A 20,958-nucleotide genomic window follows, 5' to 3' on the forward strand; every position below is an offset into this window, starting at 1 on the left:
GTAAGGTGTACAAAGCGCAGCGCATTACACCACCGGCCAATCAGCCACCGTTTTCCGTTCCCGACCAAGGGTGTAATGCGCTTGCGCTTATTACACCCTACGGCGTTTCATGCCGCCTTATGAGCGGGGACTGGCATGAGAACGCGCCCTAGAGCAGCGGCCCCAGCCAGGAGGCGACCTTCTCCCAGGCTTTTTCCTTCAGCGGCCGGTTCAGCCATTGCTCGTAAGTGATGCGCTTGGCCGACTTGAGGTCGCGTTCGAAGGTGGTTACCTGCGCCTGCGCGAAATCGGCGTCGTAGATATTCAGGTTGGACTCGTCGTTCAGCTGGAACGAGCGGTCGTCGAAGTTGGTGGACCCGACCGACACCAGCAGCTTGTCGACGATCATGACCTTGCAGTGATACATGGTCGGCTGGTACTCGCTGATCTCGGCGCCGGCCTTCAGCAGGTCGCCCCACATGCCGCGCGAGGAGCTGCGCACCGCCTCGGCATCCATGTTCTTCCCCGGCAGGATGATCTGCAGCCGCACGCCGCGCTTCATCGCATCGATGAGCGCATTGCGCGTCATCTCGTCCGGCACGAAATAGGAGGCCGAGATCTGGATGTCATGCTCGGCCGCGGTAATGGCCATCAGGTACATCAGGTGCATGCTTTCGCTGCCGCCCGACGGCGAACTGCTGAACACCTGCGCCCGCGAATTGCCCACTTTCGACAGCGGCGGGAAATAGGTGGCGCCGTGCAGCACCTTGCCGGTGGTCTTGGTCCAGTTGTCGATCAGTACCGCCTGCATCTGCGCCACCACGGGGCCCTCGGCGCGGAAATGCGAATCGCGCCAGTGGTCGGGATCCTGCGCATTGCCGGTCCACTGCCCGGCGATGCCGACGCCGCCGGTGAAGCCGACGCGCCCGTCCACCACCAGCAGCTTGCGGTGGGTGCGGTTGTTGATGCGGGCCAGGTTGTACCAGCGCAGCGGATGGTAGTACCGGACTTCGACGCCGGCCTTCCGCATCTGGTCGAGGTCCTTGTCGTCCATCTTGGCGCTGCCGACCCAGTCGATCAGCAGGTGCACCTTGACGCCGGCGCGCGCGCGCTCGCTGAGCGCCTCGGCGAATTCGAGGCCGATCTCCTCGGACCAGTAGATATAGGTCTCGAAGTTGATGGTCTCCTTCGCGCCGCGGATGGCCTTCAGCATGGCCGGGAAGATCTGGTCGCCGTTGAGCAGCGCCTCGACCTTGTTGCCCTCGACGATCTGGGGCCCGAGCATGATGCCCATCGAACGCTGGAACTGGGGGTCGGCGGCCGAGTAGAGCCGCGGGATCTCCTGGGTGATCTGCTTTTCACCGGTGGAGAAATTGATGACCAAAAGGGTGACGATCAGCGTCGCCACGATGCTGGCGAGCGCCACCATCACCTTGCTGCGCGTGGTTTGGGGTCTCCAGATCATTTTATTTTCGCGTCAAAAATGGAGACGCCAGCGTAGCAGTATTGCCAACACAACAGTTTGCGCCAGATCGACCGGGCAGTGATCAGCGGAAACGCCCAACGGCCAGCCAAGGCCCGGCGCTGCGGGCCAGGCCGCAGCGCCGCCGGCTTCGAGAAACCAGGCAAGGTCAGAGATTGGGCGCCAGCCAGCGCTCGATCACTTCCTTCGCGACGCCGCGCCGCGCCGCCATGTCCTCGACCTGGTCCATGCCGATCTTGCCGACGCTGAAGTACTTCGCGTCCGGGTGCCCCATGTAGAAGCCCGACACCGCGGCGCCCGGATACATCGCATACGACTCGGTGAGCTGCATGCCGATCTCCTCGGCCTGCAGCACGCGGAACATGTCCGCCTTCACCGTGTGCTCGGGGCATGCCGGGTAGCCGGGCGCCGGCCGTATGCCCTTGTATTCCTCGCGGATCAGCGCCGCATTGTCCAGCGTCTCGTCGGCTGCATAACCCCAGAGGTCGCGCCGCACCCGCTCGTGCATCTGCTCGGCGAGGGCTTCGGCCAGGCGGTCGGCCAGGGACTTCAGCATGATGGACGAATAGTCATCATGCGCATCCTCGAAACGCTTCTCGTATTTCTCGATGCCGATGCCCGCGGTCACCGCGAACATGCCGATGTAGTCCGCAATGCCGGACGACTTCGGCGCGATGAAGTCGGACAGGCACTGGTTGGGCCGCGCGACGCCATCGATCACGGGCTTGACCGTCTGCTGGCGCGCGCCGTACCAGGTGAACGCCACCTCGCTGCGCGTGTCGTCGGTATAGATCTCGATGTCGTCGTCATTGACCGTGTTGGCCGGCAGCAGCGCGATCACGCCGTTGGCCGTCAGCCAGCGGCCGTCGATGACTTTCTTCAGCAGCGCCTGGCCCTCCTCGAACACCTTGGACGCCGATGCGCCGACGACCTCATCGGTCAGGATGGCCGGGTAAGGACCGGCCAGGTCCCAGGTCTGGAAGAACGGGCCCCAGTCGATGTAACGGGCCAGCACGGACAGGTCGATATTCTTGAACACGCGGCGGCCGATGAACTTGGGCTTGACCGGCGCGAACGGCAGCTGCGCGCGGTTCCTGCGGGCGTCGGCCAGCGACAGCAGCGGCACCGCCTTGCGGTTCGCATGCTGCTCGCGGATGCGCTCGTAGTCGGTCGCGATGTCCTGCACGTACTGGTCGCGCTGCTCCGGCGTCAGCAGCGACTGCGCGACCGACACCGAGCGGGACGCGTCCGGCACATAGACCACCGGGCCGTCGTAGTTGTGCGCGATCTTCACCGCGGTATGGGCGCGGCTGGTCGTGGCGCCGCCGATCAGCAGCGGAATCTTCAGCATGCGGAAATGCGGGTCGCGCTGCATTTCCTTCGCAACGTGCGCCATTTCCTCGAGCGACGGCGTGATCAGCCCGGACAGGCCGATGATGTCCGCATTCTCGGCCTTTGCCCGCGCCAGGATCTCGGAGCACGGCACCATCACGCCCATGTTCACGACTTCGAAGTTATTGCACTGCAGGACCACCGACACGATGTTCTTGCCGATGTCGTGCACGTCGCCCTTGACGGTGGCAATGACGATCTTGCCCTTGGCCTTGGCGGCGATGCCGGTGCGCTGTTCTTCCAGCAGCTTTTCCTGCTCGATGTAGGGGATCAGGTGGGCGACCGCCTGCTTCATCACGCGCGCCGACTTCACCACCTGCGGCAGGAACATCTTGCCCTGGCCGAACAGGTCGCCTACGATGTTCATGCCATCCATCAGCGGGCCTTCGATCACGTGGATAGGCCGGCCGCCGTTGCCCAGCAGCTCCTGCCGCGCTTCCTCGGTGTCCTCGACGATCCATTGCGTGATGCCATGCACCAGCGCATGCGCGAGGCGCTGCTGCACGGTGCCGGCGCGCCATTCCAGGTTCTGCTCTTCCTTCTTGCCGCCGGCCTTCAGCGTGCCGGCGATGTCGATCATGCGCTCGGTCGCATCCGGGCGGCGGTTCAGCACCACGTCCTCGACCCGCTCGCGCAGTTCCGGCGCAAGCTCGCTGTAGACGCCCACCATGCCGGCGTTGACGATGCCCATGGTCATGCCGGCCTGGATCGCGTGGTACAGGAACACCGTGTGGATCGCCTCGCGCGCCGGGTCGTTGCCGCGGAAGCTGAAGCTGACGTTGGAGACGCCGCCGCTGATCTTCGCATGCGGCAGGTTAGCCCGGATCCAGCGGGTGGCGTTGATGAAGTCGACCGCGTAGTTGTTGTGCTCCTCGATGCCGGTGGCGATCGCGAAGATGTTCGGGTCGAAGATGATGTCTTCCGGCGGGAAGCCGACCTTTTCGGTCAGCAGGTCGTAGGCGCGCTTGCAGATCTCGATCTTGCGCTCGTACGTGTCGGCCTGGCCGACTTCGTCGAAGGCCATTACGATCACCGCGGCGCCGTAGCGCCGGCACAGCGTGGCCTGGCGCAGGAATTCCGCCTCGCCTTCCTTCATCGAGATCGAGTTGACGACGGACTTGCCCTGCACGCACTTGAGGCCGGCCTCGATCACGGACCACTTCGACGAGTCGATCATGATGGGCACGCGCGCGATGTCGGGCTCGGACGCGATCAGGTTCAGGAAGCGGGTCATCGCCGCCACCGAGTCCAGCATCGCCTCGTCCATGTTGATGTCGATGATCTGCGCGCCGTTCTCGACCTGCTGGCGTGCGACTGCCAGCGCCTCGTCGTACTGCTCGTTCAGGATCAGCCGCGCGAATGCCTTGGAGCCGGTGACGTTGGTGCGCTCGCCGACGTTGACGAACAGCGATGCCTCGTCGATCACGAACGGCTCGAGGCCGGACAGGCGCATCGCCTGCGGCACTTCCGGCAGCGTGCGCGGCGCGATGGACTTCACGGTCTCGGCAATCGCGCGGATATGGTCGGGCGTGGTGCCGCAGCAGCCGCCGGCGATGTTGACGAAGCCGCTCTCGGCGAAGTCCTTCAGCAGCGACGAGGTGACATCCGGCGTTTCGTCGAAGCCGGTGTCGGACATCGGGTTGGGCAGGCCGGCGTTCGGGTAGATGCAGACATAGGTGTCCGCGATCTTCGACAGTTCCTCCGCATACGGCCGCATCAGCGCCGCGCCCAGCGCGCAGTTCAGGCCGACGGTGAGCGGTTTGGCATGCCGCACCGAGTTCCAGAACGCGGGCACGGTCTGGCCCGACAGGATGCGCCCGGACGCGTCGGTCACGGTGCCGGAAATCATGATGGGCAGGCGCTGGCCCGACTCCTCGAAGAACTGGTCGATGGCGAACAGCGCGGCCTTGCAGTTTAGCGTGTCGAAGATGGTTTCCACCAGCAGCACGTCGGCCCCGCCTTCCACCAGCGCACGGGTCTGCTCCAGATAGGCCGCCGCCAGCTGGTCGAAGCTGATGTTGCGCGCGGCCGGGTCGTTGACGTCCGGCGAGATCGACGCGGTCTTGGGCGTCGGCCCGAGCGCGCCGGCGACGAAGCGCGGCTTGTCGGGCGTCGAATACTTGTCGCAGGCGGCCCGCGCCAGGCGCGCCGCGGCGACGTTCATCTCGTAGGCCAGGTCGGCCATCTGGTAATCCTCCTGCGCCACCGTGGTGGCGCCGAAGGTGTTGGTCTCGACCAGGTCGGCGCCGGCAGCCAGGTATTTTTCATGGATCTCGCTGATGATCTGCGGCTGCGTCAGGGTCAGCAGTTCATTGTTGCCCTTGACGAAGATTTCCTTGCCTGTCGCCTGGAAGGCGGCGAAGCGCGTGCCGCGGTAATCCTCCTCCGTCAGGTGGTATTGCTGGATCATCGTGCCCATTGCGCCGTCCAGGATCAGGATGCGTTGGGACAGCAGATCGCGCAGCAGCGCCTCGGTCGAAGAAATGGGATCGCGTTTCATGTAATTTATCCAAGCTGAAAAAAGAAAACCCGGCCGGTAAAGCGGGCCGGGTGTTTCTGCTCCGCTTTAGCTGTATTTATTTGGCGCACCCGGTGAAAGGTGTCCCGCGCCCGCAAGCTGGGTTTGACTTTGCAATCAAATCGGCGCGCTGAAAATTATACGTGAATTCGCTTTTCCCGTTACGGCAAGGCGTCGGCCGCGACCGGCAGCGGCACTTCGGACAGCCGCGGCTCCGACAGCTTCAGCGTCAGGCACTTGGCAGAACCGCCGGCTTTCATGAATTCGGACAGGCCGGTCTGGTGCAGTTCATAGCCATGGGCCGAAAGCGTCGCGGCCAGCGCGTCCGACGCCCGGTTCATGATCACGTGGCGGCCGCAGTTGACCGCATTGCACGCGAAGTCCGCGGCGTCGGCGGCGTCGACCGCGATGCGCAGCGCCGGCGGCACCAGCGCGGCGATGCGGTCCTGCGACGCCCGGTCGAACGCGTCCGGGTAATACAGCAGCGCGCCGCCTTCCAGCGGGCACAGGCAGGTGTCGAGATGATAGAAGCGCGGGTTCACCAGCCGCAGCGGCACCACGTCGACATCGAACAGCCTGGCGATGACGGCGGCGGCGGCCTCGTCCGTGCGGTGCCCGTGGCCCATCCACAGGATGGGCAGCCGGCGGTCGAACAGCGCGTCGCCCGCGCCCTCGAAATACACGCCCCTGGGCAGCGTCAGCACCTCGAAGCCGTGGCTGGAGAACCAGCGGGAAAAATACGCTTCCTCGGGCCGCCGCTCGGCATGGCGGAAGGCCGCGAGCAGGACCCGGCGCTCCAGCACGAGGCCGGCATTGGCCGTGAACACGAGGTCGGGCACGCCGGGTTCGCCGTCGATGCAGTCGACCTCGGCATACCGGCGCAGCAGGGCCGACAGCCCCTGCCACTGCGCCGCCGCGGCCGGCTTGCTGCCGCGGGCGATATTGCCTTCCATCCACGGGTTGATCACATACGCCACTTCGAAGTGGCGGGGCGCGCACATCAGGAAACGTTCTTTCATTACCTGCCCTCCCGGCGGTTTTCGCATTGGACCGTGTTCAGGCCGCAATGCCGATGTCCTGCAAGATGGCGGCGATGGCGACCACTGCAATACCGATTTCCTGTTCACTGATGATCAGCGGCGGCGCCAGCCGCACGACGGTGCCATGCGTGTCCTTGCTCAGGATGCCGCGATGCATCAGCCGTTCGCAGAACACGCGGGCGGACACCTGTGCCGGATCAAGCTCCATGCCGATCAGCAATCCCCTGCCCCGTATCTCGCGGATGGCCGGATGCCGGAGCGCGCGCAGTTCCGCCATCAGCAGCGCGCCCAGGGCCTGTGCGCGCTGCGCCAGGCGTTCTTCCTCCAGCAGGTCCAGCGCCGCCAGGCCGACCGCGCAGGCAAGCGGATTGCCGCCGAAGGTGCTGCCATGGTCGCCCGGCCGGAACACGGCCATCACATCGTCGCGCGCCAGGAATGCCGATACCGGCAGCAGGCCGCCGCCCAGCGCTTTCCCCAGCACCAGCCCGTCCGGACGGATGCCGTCGTGGTCGCAGGCGAGCAGCCGGCCGGTGCGCCCGAGGCCGGTCTGGACCTCGTCGCAGATCAGCAGCACATCGTGGCGCGTGCAGATGGCGCGGCATTGCGCCAGGTAGCCGTCGGGCGGCACGACGATGCCGCCCTCGCCCTGTATCGGCTCGACCAGGAAGGCGGCGGTGTCGGGCGTGATCGCGGCCTCCAGCGCGGCGGCGTCGCCGAAGGGCACGGTGACAAAACCCGGCGCGAACGGGCCGAAGCCGGCGCGGTACTGCGCTTCCGAGGAAAAGCCGACGATGGTCGTGGTGCGGCCGGCGAAGTTGCCGGCGCAGACGACGATCTGCGCCCGGTCCGGCGCAACGCCCTTGACCTCGTACGCCCACTTGCGGGCTGCCTTCAACGCGGTCTCGACCGCCTCGGCGCCGGTATTCATCGGCAATGCACGGTCCATGCGGGTCATCTCGCACAGCCTTGACAGGAAAGGACCCAGCCGGTCGGTGTAGTAGGCGCGGGAGGTCATTGCCAGCCTTTGCGCCTGTTCGGTCAGCGCGGCCAGCAGGCGCGGATGGCCGTGGCCGAAGCTGGTTGCCGAATAGGCCGACATCAGGTCGAGATAGCGCTTGCCGTGGATGTCGGTCAGCCATGCGCCGGCGCCGCTGCGCAGCACCACCGGCAATGGGTCGTAATTATTCGCGCACACCCTTTTTTCGAGTGCGATCAGCTGTTCCATGATGCTTCTCCGATAACGGACCGGGCAGCGGACCGGCAGCGGATCGGGCAGCGAGTCCGTTCCTCATGGTAGTCCTGAATGCACGAAAGTTTTGTGCTTTATCAGGCATGGAACAGCCGAGTCATGAAAGGATCGTTTATGCATCAACCAGCCGGAGAGACCAAATGGAAAAGCTCGACCGATACGACCGCATACTCTTGACGACATTGCAGAAAAACGGCCGCGCATCCAACGTGGAGCTATCCGAACAGGCCAGCCTGTCCGCGCCGCAGTGCTACCGCCGCGTGCGCAGGCTCGAAATCGACGGCATCATCCGCGGCTATAGCGCGCAGCTGCTGCCGTCCAGCCTGGGCCTGGACGTGGTGGCCTTCGTCAGCCTGACCATAGACCGCGAGCAGTTCAAGAATGTGCGCGAGCTGGAAAAGGTCATCCGCGATTTCCCGGAGATCCTGGAGTGCTACACGATTTCCGGCGACTTCGATTACCTGCTCAAGGTGGTGGCGACCGACCTGCGCGCGTTTTCCGCTTTCCTGACCGACCGGCTGATGCAGGTTCCCGGCGTTGCGCGGCTGCGGTCGATGATCTGCCTAGAGGAAGTCAAGCCGGCCAGCCCGCTGCCCCTGCCGCCGTCAGCCTGACGGCAGCTCGAACGCGCCGCCCTGCATCGGAAAGCCCTGCAGGAAGGCTTCCGCACCCAGGCGTTTCCCGCCGGGCTTCTGCAGCTGCGCGATCCGCAGCGCGCCGGCGCCGCAGGCGACCAGCACGTCATGGCCGGCATCGGCTGCCAGCACGGCGCCCGGCTGGCCGGCCGGGCGGTCATCGGGCTCTGCCTTCGCCGCCCAGATCTTCAGCGGCACGCCGTTGAAACGGGCGGTCGCGCCCGGGAACGGATTGAACGCGCGGATCTTTCGTTCCAGCACGGCGGCCGGCTCCCGGAAGTCGAGCGCCGCTTCTTCCTTGGTGATTTTCGCCGCGTAGGTCACGCCCTGTTCCGGCTGCGGCTGCGCCGGCAGCGCGCCCGCTTCCAGCCGGCGCAGCGCATCGACGATCATCGACGCGCCAAGGCTGGCCAGGCTGTCATGCAGGCTGCCGCTGGTGTCGTCGGCAGCGATCGCCAGTTCCTGCCGCAGCAGCATCGGGCCGGTGTCGAGGCCCTCGTCCATCTGCATGATGGTGATGCCGGTCTGGTCGTCGCCGGCCTCGATCGCCCGGTGGATGGGCGCGGCGCCGCGCCAGCGCGGCAGCAGCGATGCATGGATGTTCAGGCAACCCAGCGGCGGGATCGCCAGCACGGACGGCGGCAGGATCAGGCCATAGGCCGCGACCACCATCACGTCATGCGGCGTGGCATCGAGCAGTTCGTGCGCCTGGCGCGCGACATCCGGGTACTTGCCTTCCAGCCGCAGCGACACCGGCTGCGCCACGGGCATCCCGTGCTGTTGCGCGTACTGCTTGACGGCGGATGCCTGCAGCTGCATGCCGCGTCCGGCGGGCCGGTCGGGCTGCGTCAGCACCAGGACGATGTCATGCCCGGCTTCATGCAGGGACCGGAGGGCGGCGGCGGCGAAGTCGGGCGTGCCCGCGTAGATGATTTTCATGGCCGCGATTGTAGCGCGCGGCCGGGGCTACCTGCCGCCGGCAACCTTCAGCTGCTCGCGCCGCAGTTCGCGCTCTTCCTTCAGCATCCGGGTCTTGATCCGGTTGCGCTTGAGCGGTGACAGGTACTCGACGAACACCTTGCCTTTCAGGTGGTCCATCTCGTGCTGTATGCAGACAGCCAACAGGCCTTCGGCCTCGACTTCAAAGCGCTTGCCTTCAAGGTCGAGTGCGCGTACCTTCACACGCGCCGGGCGTTCGACGCCATCGTATATCCCCGGCACCGACAGGCAGCCCTCGTCGTAGACCTGGCGTTCAGGGCTGGCCCAGGTGATTTCAGGGTTGATGAACACCTGCAGGTCGTCATGCGTTTCCGAGGTGTCGATCACGATCAGCTGTTCATGCACATCGACCTGGCTCGCAGCGAGACCGACGCCGGGTGCCTCATACATGGTCTCGGCCATATCCGCAGCAAGCTTCTTAAGCCGGTTATCGAATACGGTGACTGGCTTTGCGACCTTGTGCAGGCGTGGATCTGGATAACGGAGAATAGGTAGTAGGGACATACGACGTTTGCGCAACGATAAGGGAAGAATAGATGGTGGTTTTTCTTGCCAGTTCAAGCGATTGAAGGCAGAATTTGATTCACTACGGCAACATTTAACATTGTTGCCCTACGGTCTGACGATACACGGCCGATAAAACGAGTTGCATCGCTACGCCGTACCCACCGGAAAAACCATGAAAAAGTTTAGCACAGCCGGCCTGCTGTTCGCGCTTGCCTGCACCACTGCCTCCGCCGCTGCGCCTGCCGACACCCGCGCCGCGGCAAATTGCCAGTTCCTGGCAAATGCGCCCGATCAGCACCAGGTGGTGCGCGGCGACACGCTGTGGAGCATTTCCGGGCGATTTTTGCAACATCCGTGGTGCTGGCCGCAGGTCTGGGGCCTGAACCGCGACCAGATCGCCAATCCGCACTGGATCTATCCGGGCCAGGTCGTCTATTTCGACCGCGCCAGCGGCCGCCTGCGCCTCGGCCGCGGCGTCGGAAGCAGCGGCGACGGCCTGCCCACGGTGCGCCTGTCGCCGCAGACGCGCATCGAGGGCATGGGCAGGGACGCGATCCCGGCCATCCCCGCCAGTGCGATCGAACCCTTCCTGACGCAGCCGCTGCTGATAGAGGAAAGCGCGCTGCTGAGCGCGCCGCGCGTGATCCAGGGCGGCGAAGGCCATGTCAACGTCGGCAAGGGCGACAAGGTCTATGTGCGCGGTGCGCTCAACGGCGCGACCGAATTCCAGGTGTACCAGCCCAGCCAGCCGCTGCGGGATCCCGACACCGGCGCGGTCCTCGGCTACGAGGCAGCCTATCTCGGCATCGTGAAGCTGACGCGCGCCGCCCAGGCGGACAATGAAGCCCACAGCTTCGTCGTCACCACGTCGGTTCGCGAAATCGGCCCGGGCGCGCAGCTGGTGCCGTTGCCGCCCACGCCCATCGTCAACTATGTGCCGCACCTCCCGCCGGTCGAGGTCCGCGGGCGCGTGATGTCGGTCTATGGCGGCGTGGCCAATGCCGGGCAGAACGAGGTGGTGACGATCAACCGGGGCCGCGAGCAGGGCCTGGACACCGGCAGCGTGCTGGAGCTGTACCACTTCGGCCGCACCGTGCCCGACCGCGCGGCCGGCAACGAGCCGGTCAAGCTGCCGGATGAACGCTATGGCGCCGTGTTCGTTTTCCGGACTTTTAATAATGTGTCTTATGGGCTGGTAATGCAGGTTACCGATCCGGTCAAGGTTGGCGACGTAGCACGATCACCGGAATAGGCGGCGCGCCATGGCCGACACCAGCCAGCTGGCTGCATGGCTAAGACTGGAGCAGACGCCGGGCCTGGGCTTCATGACGGCGCACCGGCTGCTGAGCGCATTCGGCTCGCCCGAGGCCGTGTTCGATGCCGACCCCACGCAACTGCGCGGCATGGTCGGCGACAAGCTGGCCGGCAAGCTGCTGGCACCGCCCTCCGCCGCCATGCTTGCGCTGATCGAACTCACCCTGGCCTGGGCGGCGCTGGACGGCAATCACCTGCTGCTGCTGGCCGATGAAACCTATCCGCAGCTGCTGCTCGAAATCCCCGACCCGCCGCTGCTGCTGTATGCCAAGGGCCGCATCGCGCTGCTGAACCAGCCGTCGCTGGCGGTGGTCGGCAGCCGCAATGCCAGCGCCCAGGGCGCCGCCCATGCGCGCCAGTTCGCGCAGGCCCTGTCGGCCGCCGGGCTGACCATCGTGTCGGGGCTGGCGCTGGGCATCGACACCGCTGCGCACGAAGGCGCATTGCTGGACGGCGGCGCGACCGTCGCGGTGATCGGCACCGGCGCCGACATCGTTTATCCGGCGCGCAACCATGCGCTTGCGCACCGCGTTGCCGAACAGGGATGCATCGTCAGCGAATATGCATTGGGCACGCCCGCGCTGCCGGCCAACTTCCCGCGCCGCAACCGGATCATCAGCGGCCTGTCGCGCGGCACGCTGGTCGTCGAGGCGGCGGCGCAATCCGGCTCGCTGATCACCGCACGGCTTGCAGCGGAACAGGGACGCGACGTGTATGCGATCCCGGGGTCGATCCAGTCGCCGCTGGCGCGCGGCTGCCATGACCTGATCCGCCAGGGCGCGCGGCTGGTCGAGAATGCCCATGACATCCTCAATGATTTCCCTGGCCTGCAATCGCACACCTATGCGCCGGGAAAATCGGCGCCGTTGCCGTTCTCTGACCATCCCGACAACGACCTTTTAAAAATAATCGGCTATGATCCGGTCAGCCTGAATGTGCTTGCCGCTCGGGCCGGGCTCGATACCGCTACAATGAGCGCACAGTTGCTCACGCTGGAACTCGATGGACAGATTGAAATGCTGACGGGCGGCATGGTGCGGCGATCGGGTTGAAACTTGACGGCGTTCGCATTGCCATAACTCATCCCCCTTTACAATCGGTTCAAAGTCTTCGGTGTTTTGGACGATTTCCCGATTTCCATAAGCTAACAGGTTTTACGATCGGCTCTGAATCAAGCAAGTGTCACAATTTTGCAACTGAAAGTCCGAACTGAAAGTTCGTTTATCGCTCAGTTGCTTGTAACGCAGAACACCTTACCCTTACAGTAAAACCCATGTTTGATGTCCTTGTTTATCTTTACGAAACCTATTACCGGCCCGACGCCTGCCCGGATTCGGAAGCGCTCGTGAAGAAACTGTCCGCGGTCGGCTTCGAGGAAGACGAGATTTCGAAGGCGCTGGGCTGGCTGACCGACCTTGCCGAAACCACCAACGAGTTCTCGATGCTGCATCCGCAGCAGACCAGCTTCTCGTCGGGCTTCCGTATTTACGTGGACCGGGAATTCGACGTGCTGGGCACGGCCGCAATCGGCTTCATCCAGTTCCTCGAGTCGGCCAGGGTCATCAACCCGCTGCAGCGCGAGATCGTGGTCGAGCGCGCGCTGGCGGCAAGCGATACGCAGATCTCGCTGGACAAGCTGAAGGTCATCGTGCTGATGGTGCTGTGGAGCCAGGGCAAGGAGCCGGACGGACTGATGTTCGACGAGCTGTTCCTGGACGACGACGACGTGCAGACCCGACAGCTGCATTAAGCAACACGTCGGGAAAATGGTCCGGCCAGCGTCAGCGGCCGGCAGCAGCAAGCCGCGCCAGCGCGGCTTTTTCATTGGCGCGGCCGGCTTGCGATATGCGATCCAACGCGCTTATCATTTGCCGCGAACACGCCGCCGCTGCGGGTCACGCTGCTTCCCCGCGACACAATGCATCCAGGCAAGCGTCTGGCGGCGGCGTAAATAATCCCTGTACTATGCAGGCTTCAGCGCGCCTGGCGCGCCCATTGCGAGACCCATTTCCATGACCAAGACCCTCATCATCGCCGAGAAGCCATCTGTCGCGAACGACATCGCGAAGACGCTTGGCGGCTTTACGAGGCACGATGAGTACTTCGAATCCGACCAGTACGTGCTGTCCTCCGCGGTCGGCCACCTGGTCGAGATTACCGTGCCGGAAGAATACGACGTCAAGCGCGGCAAGTGGTCGTTCGCGCACCTGCCGATGATCCCGCCGCACTTCGACCTGAATCCGATCGCCAAGACCGAGTCGCGCCTGAAGGTGCTGAACCGGCTGATCAAGCGCAAGGATGTCGGCATGCTGATCAATGCCTGCGACGCCGGGCGCGAAGGCGAGCTGATCTTCCGGCTCATTGCCCAGTATGCGAAGGCCAAGCAGCCGATCAAGCGGCTGTGGCTGCAGTCGATGACGCCGGGCGCGATCCGCGAAGCCTTCGGCCACCTGCGCGAGGACAAGGAAATGCTGCCGCTGGCCGACGCGGCCCGCTGCCGCAGCGAAGCCGACTGGCTGATCGGCATCAACGGCACCCGTGCGATGACCGCGTTCAACTCGAAGGAAGGCGGCTTCTACCTGACCACGGTCGGACGGGTGCAGACGCCGACGCTGTCCATCGTGGTCGAGCGCGAAGAGAAGATCAAGAAGTTCGTGCCGCGCGACTACTGGGAAGTGCGCGCCGAATTCGGCTGCGCCGCCGGCGCCTATGAAGGCCGCTGGCTCGACACCAAGCACAAGCGCGACGAGAACGACCCGGAGAAACGGGCCGAGCGGCTGTGGAACCGCGCCGACGCCGACGCCATCGTCGCCGCCTGCCGCGGCAAGCCGGGCCGCGTCACCGAGGAATCGAAGCCGACCACGTCGATGGCGCCCGCGCTGTTCGACCTGACCAGCCTGCAGCGCGAGGCCAACGCCCGCTTCGGCTTTTCGGCGAAGAACACGCTGGGCCTGGCGCAGGCGCTGTATGAAAAGCACAAGGTGCTGACCTATCCGCGTACCGATTCGCGCCACCTGCCCGAAGACTATCTGGGCACGGTGAAGGAAACGCTGGAAACGATCGCCGAGAACAACAACTATCACCAGTTCGCCAAGCAGATCCTGAAGAGCAACTGGGTCAAGCCGAACAAGCGCATCTTCGACAACACGAAGATCAGCGACCACTTCGCGATCATCCCGACCACGCAGGCGCCGAAGAACCTGTCGGAGCCCGAACAGAAGCTCTACGACCTGGTGACCCGCCGCTTCATGGCGATCTTCTTCCCGGCCGCCGAGTTCCAGGTGACGACCCGTTATACCGAGGTCGAAGGCCACCAGTTCCGCAGCGACGGCAAGGTGATGACCAATCCCGGCTGGCTCGCGGTGTACGGACGCGAAGTCGCAAGCGCCGAACCGTCAGCCAAGGAAGGCAACGACCGCATCCTGGTGCCGGTCGCCAAGGGCGAACAGGTCAGGACCGACAAGGTCGACACCATCGCGCTGGTGACCAAGCCGCCGGCCCGCTATACCGAGGCGACGCTGCTGTCGGCCATGGAAGGCGCGGGCAAGCTGCTCGACTCGGAAGAGCTGCGCGACGCGATGGCGGGCAAGGGTCTCGGCACGCCGGCCACGCGCGCGGCCATCATCGAGGGCCTGCTGAACGAGAAATACCTGCTGCGCGAAGGCCGCGAGATCATCCCCACGGCCAAGGCTTTCCAGCTGATGACGCTGCTGCGCGGCCTTGGCGTGAACGAGCTCACCGCGCCCGAACTGACCGGCGAATGGGAATACAAGCTGTCGCAGATGGAGCGTGGCCGCATCAGCCGCGAGGAATTCATGCGCGAGATCGAGGCGATGACGGAAGTGATCGTCAAGCGCGCGAAGGAATATAACAACGACACCATTCCCGGCGAGTATGCGACGCTGAACACGCCCTGCCCGAACTGCGGCTCGGTCGTGAAGGAAAACTACCGCCGCTTTGCCTGCACCAACTGCGACTTCTCGATGAGCAAGACGCCGGGCAGCCGCCAGTTCGAGATACCCGAAGTCGAGGAACTGCTGGCGCGCCGCACCATCGGCCCGCTGCAGGGCTTCCGCTCGAAGATGGGCCGGCCGTTCGCGGCCATCCTCAGGATCGTGCGCGACGAGGAGATCAAGAACTTCAAGCTCGAGTTCGACTTCGGCCAGAACGACGGCGAAGGCGAAGACGGCGAAGGCGTCGACTTCACCGGGCAGACCGCGCTCGGCCCGTGCCCGAAGTGCAATGCCGGCGTCTACGAGATGGGCCTGGCTTATGTCTGCGAACACAGCGTGGCCAAGCCCAAGACCTGCGACTTCCGCAGCGGCCGCATCATCCTGCAACAGGAGATCCTGCCCGAGCAGATGGCCAAGCTGCTCAACGAGGGCAAGACCGACCTGATGCCGGGCTTCGTGTCGCAGCGCACGCGCCGCCCGTTCAAGGCTTACCTGGTGCGCGCCAAGGACGGCAAGGTCAGCTTCGAGTTCGAGGAGCGCAAGGCCAAGGCGCCGGCCAAGGGCAAGCCGGAGGCCGATGCGTCAGACGAGGCGCCGGCAGTCGCCGTCGCGGCGAAGAAAACCGCGGCCCGCCCGGTAGCGAAGAAAGCGGCGGCGAAAAAAGCGGTCGCGAAGAAGGCCGCGGTGAAGCGGCCGGCGGTGAAGAAGGCGGCCTAACCGAGCGGCGGGCTGCGGGTTTAACCGCGGCGCGCGATCCGCGAAGGCGGCTGCCGCCTTCGCGGGATGGGGCAGCCGGCAGCGCATCCCGCGCCGCGGAGCCGCCTGATGCTGCGGACATCACGCCGCATGTCCTGTCCGGCGTGATGCGCCGGCCACTGCATCGATCCCCACTGCATCAATCCGTGCCCGGATCGAAGTCCGGCTCGAAAAAGCACCATTTCACCTGCGGCCAGCGCTGCTGTATGGTTTCCTCGACTGCATTGATGGCGTCGACCAGCGCATGGTCGCTGGGCTGCGCATGCATGCGCGCCTGCACCGCGACCATCAGCTGCGCGCCCCATTGCACGGTGATCAGGTGGATCACCCGGTCCACCTCCGGCCGCGCCAGGATATGCGCCTTGATGGCCGCATGCACCTCGGGTGCGGCCGACTCGCCGGTGATCATGCCCTTGACCTCGTGCATGACGAAGACCGCGACCACCATCAGCAGCACGCCGACCGCGATGGTGCCGATCGCGTCCCATATCGGGTTGCCCGTCACGACGGCGAGCAGCACCGCGATGAAGGCCAGCGTCAGGCCGCACAGCGCGGCAATATCCTCGCCCGCCACCACCAGCAGTTCGGACTGCCGGGTTTCGCGGAACCACTTGAAGAAGGGCTTGCCGCCCGACGTCTTGCGGATCTCCTTCATCGCGCCATACAGCGAGAAGCTTTCCAGCACCACGGAAATGCCGAGCACGCCAAGCGCGATCATCACGTTCTCGAGCGGCTCTGGCTTGCTGAAGCGCTCGACGCCCTGCAGCACCGAGAAGGCGCCGCCGAGGAAGAACAGCAGCAGCGCAACCATCATTGCCCAGAAATAGACCACCCGGCCGTAGCCCATCGGGTGCGACTCGTCGGGCGGCTTCTTCGCCTCTTTCAGTCCGCGCAGCAGGAACAGCTGGTTGGTGCAGTCGGCGAGCGAGTGGATGGCTTCGGCCAGCATCGCGCCCGAACCGGTGAAGAATGCCGCGGCAAACTTGGCGGCGGCAATGCCGCCATTGGCGCCCAGCGCGTAATAGATCGGCCTGGTCGATGTTTCCTTGGTAGCCACGATGTCGTCTTCAGTGAAAGCATCACCTTAACGGGCATTTGGACCGGCGGTATTGATCCACGCGATGTAGGCGTTCGTGCAATGAAATTTTGACCGGTTGATTCCCATCAAGCAAGCGGCCGGCTGCAGAGCCGGCCGCCGGAACTTCGCTTTTCCGCCAGTCGTCTATCCGTAGTGGCAACAGAAAACGAACCGGCGAGCCGAAGATGGCCGTCCTTAACGATAACGATTAAAGGAGCACAAGATGAAAAAACTGATTCTTTCCGCCCTCTGCGTGGCAGCGCTCAGCGCCTGTAGCGGCATGGATTCATCGTCACGGATGGGCACGTCCGGCGCCGGCGCCTCCAGCATGGGCGCCACCGGCAGCGGCGGCACCGCGGGCGCCAACCGCGCGCAGACCACCTCGGGCGCTTATACGGCCCCTGGCACGTCCACCATGCCCGGCTCCAAGGGCACCGCCGGCACGCCTGCCGACCCCAACTCGGCCACGCCGACCGGCGGCATGGGCGGCACCGGCATGGGAACCGGTACCGGCACCGGCACGATGAGCCGTTAAGCTGCCTTCGCTTCCGGCATGGCCGATTCGAACGCAAGCAGGTAACGCTTGCGTTCGAGTCCACCGGCGTAGCCCGTCAGGGCGCCGTCGCCAGCCACGATACGGTGGCATGGAACGATGATGGAAACGGGGTTGCGCCCTATCGCCGTGCCGACCGCGCGCACCGCATGGCCTGCGCCGGCGGCCCGCGCATGCTCCAGGTAGCTGGCGGTCGCGCCATACGGCACCCGCGACAGCTGTTCCCATACCTTGCGCTGGAACGGCGTTCCCTTCAGGTCCAGCGGCAGGTCGAATATCTTTCTCCGTCCATCGAAATACTCATTCAGATGCGCCGCGGCGCGCTGCAGGTGCGGCTGGTCGTCCGACAGCAGCCATCCCTGCGGCCCCTTGAAATGCCGGTGCTGGTCGAAATACAGGCCGCACAGGCCCTGCTCGCTCGCCGCCAGTAGCAAAGTGCCGAGCGGGCTTTCAAGCATGCGGTAATGGATCATGTCTGTTCCTCCGTGGTGTTTGCCGGTCCGTGCCACAGCAGCACGGCCGCATAGGCGCGCCAAGGCGCCCAGTTCGCCGCCCGCGCCTGCAGGCCGCGTTCATCCAGGCGTCCGCCCGGCGTGCCCGACGCCGCTTTCTGCAGGCCTAGGTCGCCGGCCGGGAAGGCGTCGGGAAAGCGCAGCGCGCGCAGCGCGATGTATTGCGCGGTCCACTCGCCGATGCCGGGCACGGTTTTGAGCCGCGCCACCGTTTCCTCCAGGCCCGCACCCGGCGCGAAGCGCAGCCCGCCGTCGGCCGCAAAGCGCGCCAGCGCGACCAGCGCCGCCGCGCGTGCGCGCGGCAGGCCGATCTGGGCCAGCGTTTCGACCGGCAGTGCGGCCATGTCCTCCGGCGCCGGGAAGTGCAGCATCGCCCTGGCGCTGGGCGTTTCGGCCGGCCTGCCGAAGCGCGCGGCCAGCCGGCCCGCGAGCGTGGTGGCGCCGGCCACGCTGATCTGCTGGCCCAGCACCGCGCGCACCGCCAGTTCGAATGGCTCGAATGCGCCGGGCACGCGCAGGCCGGGCGCCCGGCCGATCGCCGCCGCAAGCAGTTCGTCCCGGCCGAGATGCGCTTCGATCGCGGCGGGATTGGCGTCGAGGTCGAACTGGCTGCGCACCCTGGCCGCCAGCGGCATCAGCAGCGGCGCCAGGCTGCCGGACGCTTCCAGGCTGACCTGGCTGCGCCCGGGCAGGTGCGACACGCGCAGCCAGCCTTCGACGCCGCCCAGCCGCACGCTGCGCACATAGCGCAGTTCGCCGCCATGCTCCTCCACCGCTTCCACGCCGGGGATCGCGCGTGTCGCAAGGTAGCGCATGATCTGCGTCCACGCATACGGCGGACGGTAGGCCAGCCGTATCGTCAGCGCGCCGCCCGCGGCATCGTCGCCGCCCGTGCGCCGCAGCACGCCCGGCGCCATCCGGTAGCGGCTCGCGAACAGCGCATTGAAGCGGCGCACGCTGCGAAAGCCGGCGGCATAGGCCACGTCCGGCATCGGCAGCGCGGTTTCCTGCAGCAGCTTCTTGGCGAACAGCAGCCGCTGGGTCTGCGCAAGCTCCACCGGCGTGACGCCGAAGTGGGCGAGCAGCACCCGGCGCACCTGCCGCGACGACAGGCCGATCTCGCTCGCGAGCCGTTCCAGCGGACCGCCCGCGCCGGCATCGTCGCCATCCGCTTCATTCAGCGCGCCCGCGGCGATGCGCTGCCAGACCGCGAACGCCAGGTTCTGCTGCAGCGCATACGGCGCCAGTTCGGGCCGGCAGCGCAGGCAGGGGCGGAACCCGGCCGCCTCGGCCGCCGCGGCCGAACTGAAGAAGACGCAGGACGACCGGCGCGGCGCGCGCACGGCGCAGACCGGGCGGCAGTAGATGCCGGTGGTCTTGACCCCGGTGAAGAAGAGTCCGTCGAAGCGGGCGTCGCGCGCCAGCAGCGCGCGGTAGCAGCTGTCGGGGTCGGGATGGTTGTCGGTGGCGGCTTGCATGGGACTGTTTATACGCGCGGCGCCGGGACGCGTCTAGCCGTTTTCGGACGGCAGGTTGGCGGGTTGCCGGCGTTCGCCGGACGGGCCTGACCGGCAGCGGATGCCGGCCAGGCGCATGCCGGATCGGGCTGTCCGCGGCCTCATTCGCCGCAGGATCTTCGAAGGTGTTTTACGCTTGTAGCGGCGCACTTGCCGCTTCGATCCGGTTTCGCCTTGCCCGCCCATCGGGTACACGTATTTCTACTACCTTACCCCGCACCGTGTCTTTGGAGTAATCTCGCGAAAGCGTTTCAAAAATACAAGATAAACGACAAGATCAACGACAAGAGGAAGAGACAATGAAATATCACCTGATCGCCGCGGCCGCGGCCCTGCTGGCATGCGGCGCGGCCGGCGCCAAGGACATCCGCATAGCCCACGTGTACGACAAGACCGGCCCGCTGGAAGCCTATGCGAAGCAGACCCAGGCCGGCCTGATGATGGGGCTGGATTATGCGACCGGCGGCACCATGACCGTCAACGGCAACAAGCTGGTCGTGATCGAGAAGGACAACCAGGGCAAGCCGGACGTCGCCAAGTCGCAGCTGGCCGCCGCCTACGCCGACGACCGCGCCGACATCGCGGTCGGCCCGACCAGTTCCGGCGCCGCGCTGGCGATGCTGCCGGTGGCCGAGGAATACAAGAAGATCCTGCTGGTGGAGCCGGCCGTGGCCGACGCCATCACCGGCGAGAAATGGAACCGCTACATCTTCCGCACCGGCCGCAATTCGTCGCAGGATGCGATCTCCAACGCGGTCGCGCTGGACAAGGAAGGCGTCACCATCGCCACCATGGCGCAGGACAATGCCTTCGGCCGCGACGGCGTGAAGGCCTTCAAGGACGCGCTGAAGAAAGCCAAGCTGGCGCACGAGGAATACCTGCCCGGCACCACGACCGACTTCACCGCCGGCGCGCAACGGCTGTTCGATTCGCTGAAGGACAAGCCGGGCCGCAAGATCATCTTCATCATCTGGGCCGGCGGCAATCCGTTCAAGATCGCCGACCTCGATCCGAAACGCTACGGCATCGAGATCGCCACCGGCGGCAACATCCTGCCGGCGATGACCGCGTACAAGAACTTCCCCGGCATGGAAGGCGCGGCCTATTATTACTTCGGCATCCCGAAAAACCCGGTCAACAACTGGCTGGTGTCCGAGCATTACAAGCGCTACAAGCAGCCGCCCGATTTCTTCACCGCCGGCGGCATGTCGGCCGGCATTGCGCTGGTCGAGGCGCTGAAGAAGACCGGCGGCGCGACCGACACGGAGAAGCTGATCTCGGCGATGGAAGGCATGAGCTTCGAGTCGCCCAAGGGCAAGATGACCTTCCGCAAGGAAGACCACCAGGCGATGCAGTCGATGTACCACTTCAAGATCAAGGTCGACCCGGCGTTCGCCTGGGGCGTGCCGGAGCTGGTGCGCGAGATCAAGCCGGAAGAGATGCAGATCCCTATCCGCAACAAGCGCTGACCTT

16 protein-coding genes are annotated in these 20,958 nt (G+C 65.4%); 7 read left to right on the forward strand and 9 right to left on the reverse strand.

Features of this window, described 5'->3' with window-relative positions; translation table 11 throughout:
- Positions 1 to 148 precede the first annotated feature (148 nt).
- The 4 genes from QOL82_RS24630 to rocD all read right to left on the reverse strand — a co-directional run bounded on the left by QOL82_RS24630 (position 149) and on the right by rocD (position 7,637).
- Positions 149 to 1,444: a phospholipase D-like domain-containing protein gene (locus QOL82_RS24630; RefSeq protein WP_283444963.1), complete on the reverse strand. Its 1,296-nt coding sequence runs from the start codon at positions 1,442 to 1,444 to the stop codon at positions 149 to 151.
- A gap of 166 nt (positions 1,445 to 1,610) precedes the next feature.
- A complete protein-coding gene (gene metH, locus QOL82_RS24635) occupies positions 1,611 to 5,354 on the reverse strand; it encodes a methionine synthase (protein ID WP_283444964.1) in 3,744 nt (1,247 codons plus the stop codon).
- A 179-nt stretch (positions 5,355 to 5,533) separates the two neighbouring features.
- Entirely contained in the window at positions 5,534 to 6,391 is an 858-nt protein-coding gene (locus QOL82_RS24640) for a dimethylarginine dimethylaminohydrolase family protein (RefSeq protein WP_283444965.1), read from the reverse strand.
- Positions 6,392 to 6,428: 37 nt separating this feature from the next.
- Positions 6,429 to 7,637: an ornithine--oxo-acid transaminase gene (gene rocD / locus QOL82_RS24645; protein ID WP_283444966.1), complete on the reverse strand. Its 1,209-nt coding sequence runs from the start codon at positions 7,635 to 7,637 to the stop codon at positions 6,429 to 6,431.
- A gap of 164 nt (positions 7,638 to 7,801) precedes the next feature.
- Here rocD and QOL82_RS24650 point away from each other — a divergent pair, with 164 nt between their 5' ends.
- A complete protein-coding gene (locus tag QOL82_RS24650; protein WP_283444967.1) occupies positions 7,802 to 8,275 on the forward strand; it encodes an Lrp/AsnC family transcriptional regulator in 474 nt (157 codons plus the stop codon).
- On the opposite strand, the gene fmt is transcribed toward QOL82_RS24650, so the two are convergent.
- Both fmt and def read right to left on the reverse strand, forming a co-directional pair.
- Positions 8,267 to 9,235 (reverse strand): methionyl-tRNA formyltransferase, encoded by a 969-nt coding sequence (fmt, locus tag QOL82_RS24655; protein WP_283444968.1) that lies wholly within the window; start codon positions 9,233 to 9,235, stop codon positions 8,267 to 8,269. The two genes, QOL82_RS24650 and fmt, sit on opposite strands and share 9 nt — an antisense overlap.
- A 27-nt stretch (positions 9,236 to 9,262) precedes the next feature.
- On the reverse strand, positions 9,263 to 9,799 hold the full coding sequence (def, locus tag QOL82_RS24660; protein ID WP_283444969.1) for a peptide deformylase: 537 nt from the start codon (positions 9,797 to 9,799) through the stop codon (positions 9,263 to 9,265).
- A 175-nt stretch (positions 9,800 to 9,974) separates the two neighbouring features.
- Here def and QOL82_RS24665 point away from each other — a divergent pair, with 175 nt between their 5' ends.
- From QOL82_RS24665 to QOL82_RS24680, 4 genes are all read left to right on the forward strand, one after another.
- Entirely contained in the window at positions 9,975 to 11,054 is a 1,080-nt protein-coding gene (locus QOL82_RS24665; protein ID WP_283444970.1) for a LysM peptidoglycan-binding domain-containing protein, read from the forward strand.
- 10 nt (positions 11,055 to 11,064) lie between these two features.
- Entirely contained in the window at positions 11,065 to 12,168 is a 1,104-nt protein-coding gene (dprA, locus tag QOL82_RS24670; protein WP_283444971.1) for a DNA-processing protein DprA, read from the forward strand.
- Between the two features lie 221 nt (positions 12,169 to 12,389).
- On the forward strand, positions 12,390 to 12,866 hold the full coding sequence (locus tag QOL82_RS24675) for a Smg family protein (protein ID WP_283444972.1): 477 nt from the start codon (positions 12,390 to 12,392) through the stop codon (positions 12,864 to 12,866).
- 262 nt (positions 12,867 to 13,128) lie between these two features.
- Positions 13,129 to 15,786, forward strand: a complete 2,658-nt coding sequence (locus QOL82_RS24680; protein ID WP_283444973.1) for a DNA topoisomerase III — start codon at positions 13,129 to 13,131, stop codon at positions 15,784 to 15,786.
- Between the two features lie 178 nt (positions 15,787 to 15,964).
- Here the strand turns inward: QOL82_RS24680 and QOL82_RS24685 are convergent, their stop codons facing one another.
- Positions 15,965 to 16,882, reverse strand: coding sequence for a cation diffusion facilitator family transporter (locus QOL82_RS24685; protein WP_346772315.1), 918 nt, complete (start codon positions 16,880 to 16,882; stop codon positions 15,965 to 15,967).
- 244 nt (positions 16,883 to 17,126) lie between these two features.
- Between QOL82_RS24685 and QOL82_RS24690 the strand changes: the two genes are divergently transcribed.
- Positions 17,127 to 17,438, forward strand: coding sequence for a hypothetical protein (locus QOL82_RS24690; RefSeq protein WP_283444974.1), 312 nt, complete (start codon positions 17,127 to 17,129; stop codon positions 17,436 to 17,438).
- On the opposite strand, the gene QOL82_RS24695 is transcribed toward QOL82_RS24690, so the two are convergent.
- Positions 17,435 to 17,929 (reverse strand): methylated-DNA--[protein]-cysteine S-methyltransferase, encoded by a 495-nt coding sequence (locus QOL82_RS24695; RefSeq protein WP_283444975.1) that lies wholly within the window; start codon positions 17,927 to 17,929, stop codon positions 17,435 to 17,437. The genes QOL82_RS24690 and QOL82_RS24695 overlap by 4 nt on opposite strands.
- Entirely contained in the window at positions 17,926 to 19,446 is a 1,521-nt protein-coding gene (locus tag QOL82_RS24700) for a DNA-3-methyladenine glycosylase 2 (protein ID WP_283444976.1), read from the reverse strand. The genes QOL82_RS24695 and QOL82_RS24700 overlap by 4 nt, the downstream gene beginning before the upstream one ends.
- Before the next feature lie 338 nt (positions 19,447 to 19,784).
- Between QOL82_RS24700 and QOL82_RS24705 the strand changes: the two genes are divergently transcribed.
- Positions 19,785 to 20,954, forward strand: coding sequence for a substrate-binding domain-containing protein (locus tag QOL82_RS24705; RefSeq protein ID WP_283444977.1), 1,170 nt, complete (start codon positions 19,785 to 19,787; stop codon positions 20,952 to 20,954).
- The last annotated feature ends 4 nt before the right edge of the window (positions 20,955 to 20,958 follow it).

The organism is Noviherbaspirillum suwonense (genome assembly GCF_900182955.1).
In the GTDB taxonomy this organism is placed as follows: Bacteria; Pseudomonadota; Gammaproteobacteria; order Burkholderiales; family Burkholderiaceae_D; genus Noviherbaspirillum_A; species Noviherbaspirillum_A suwonense.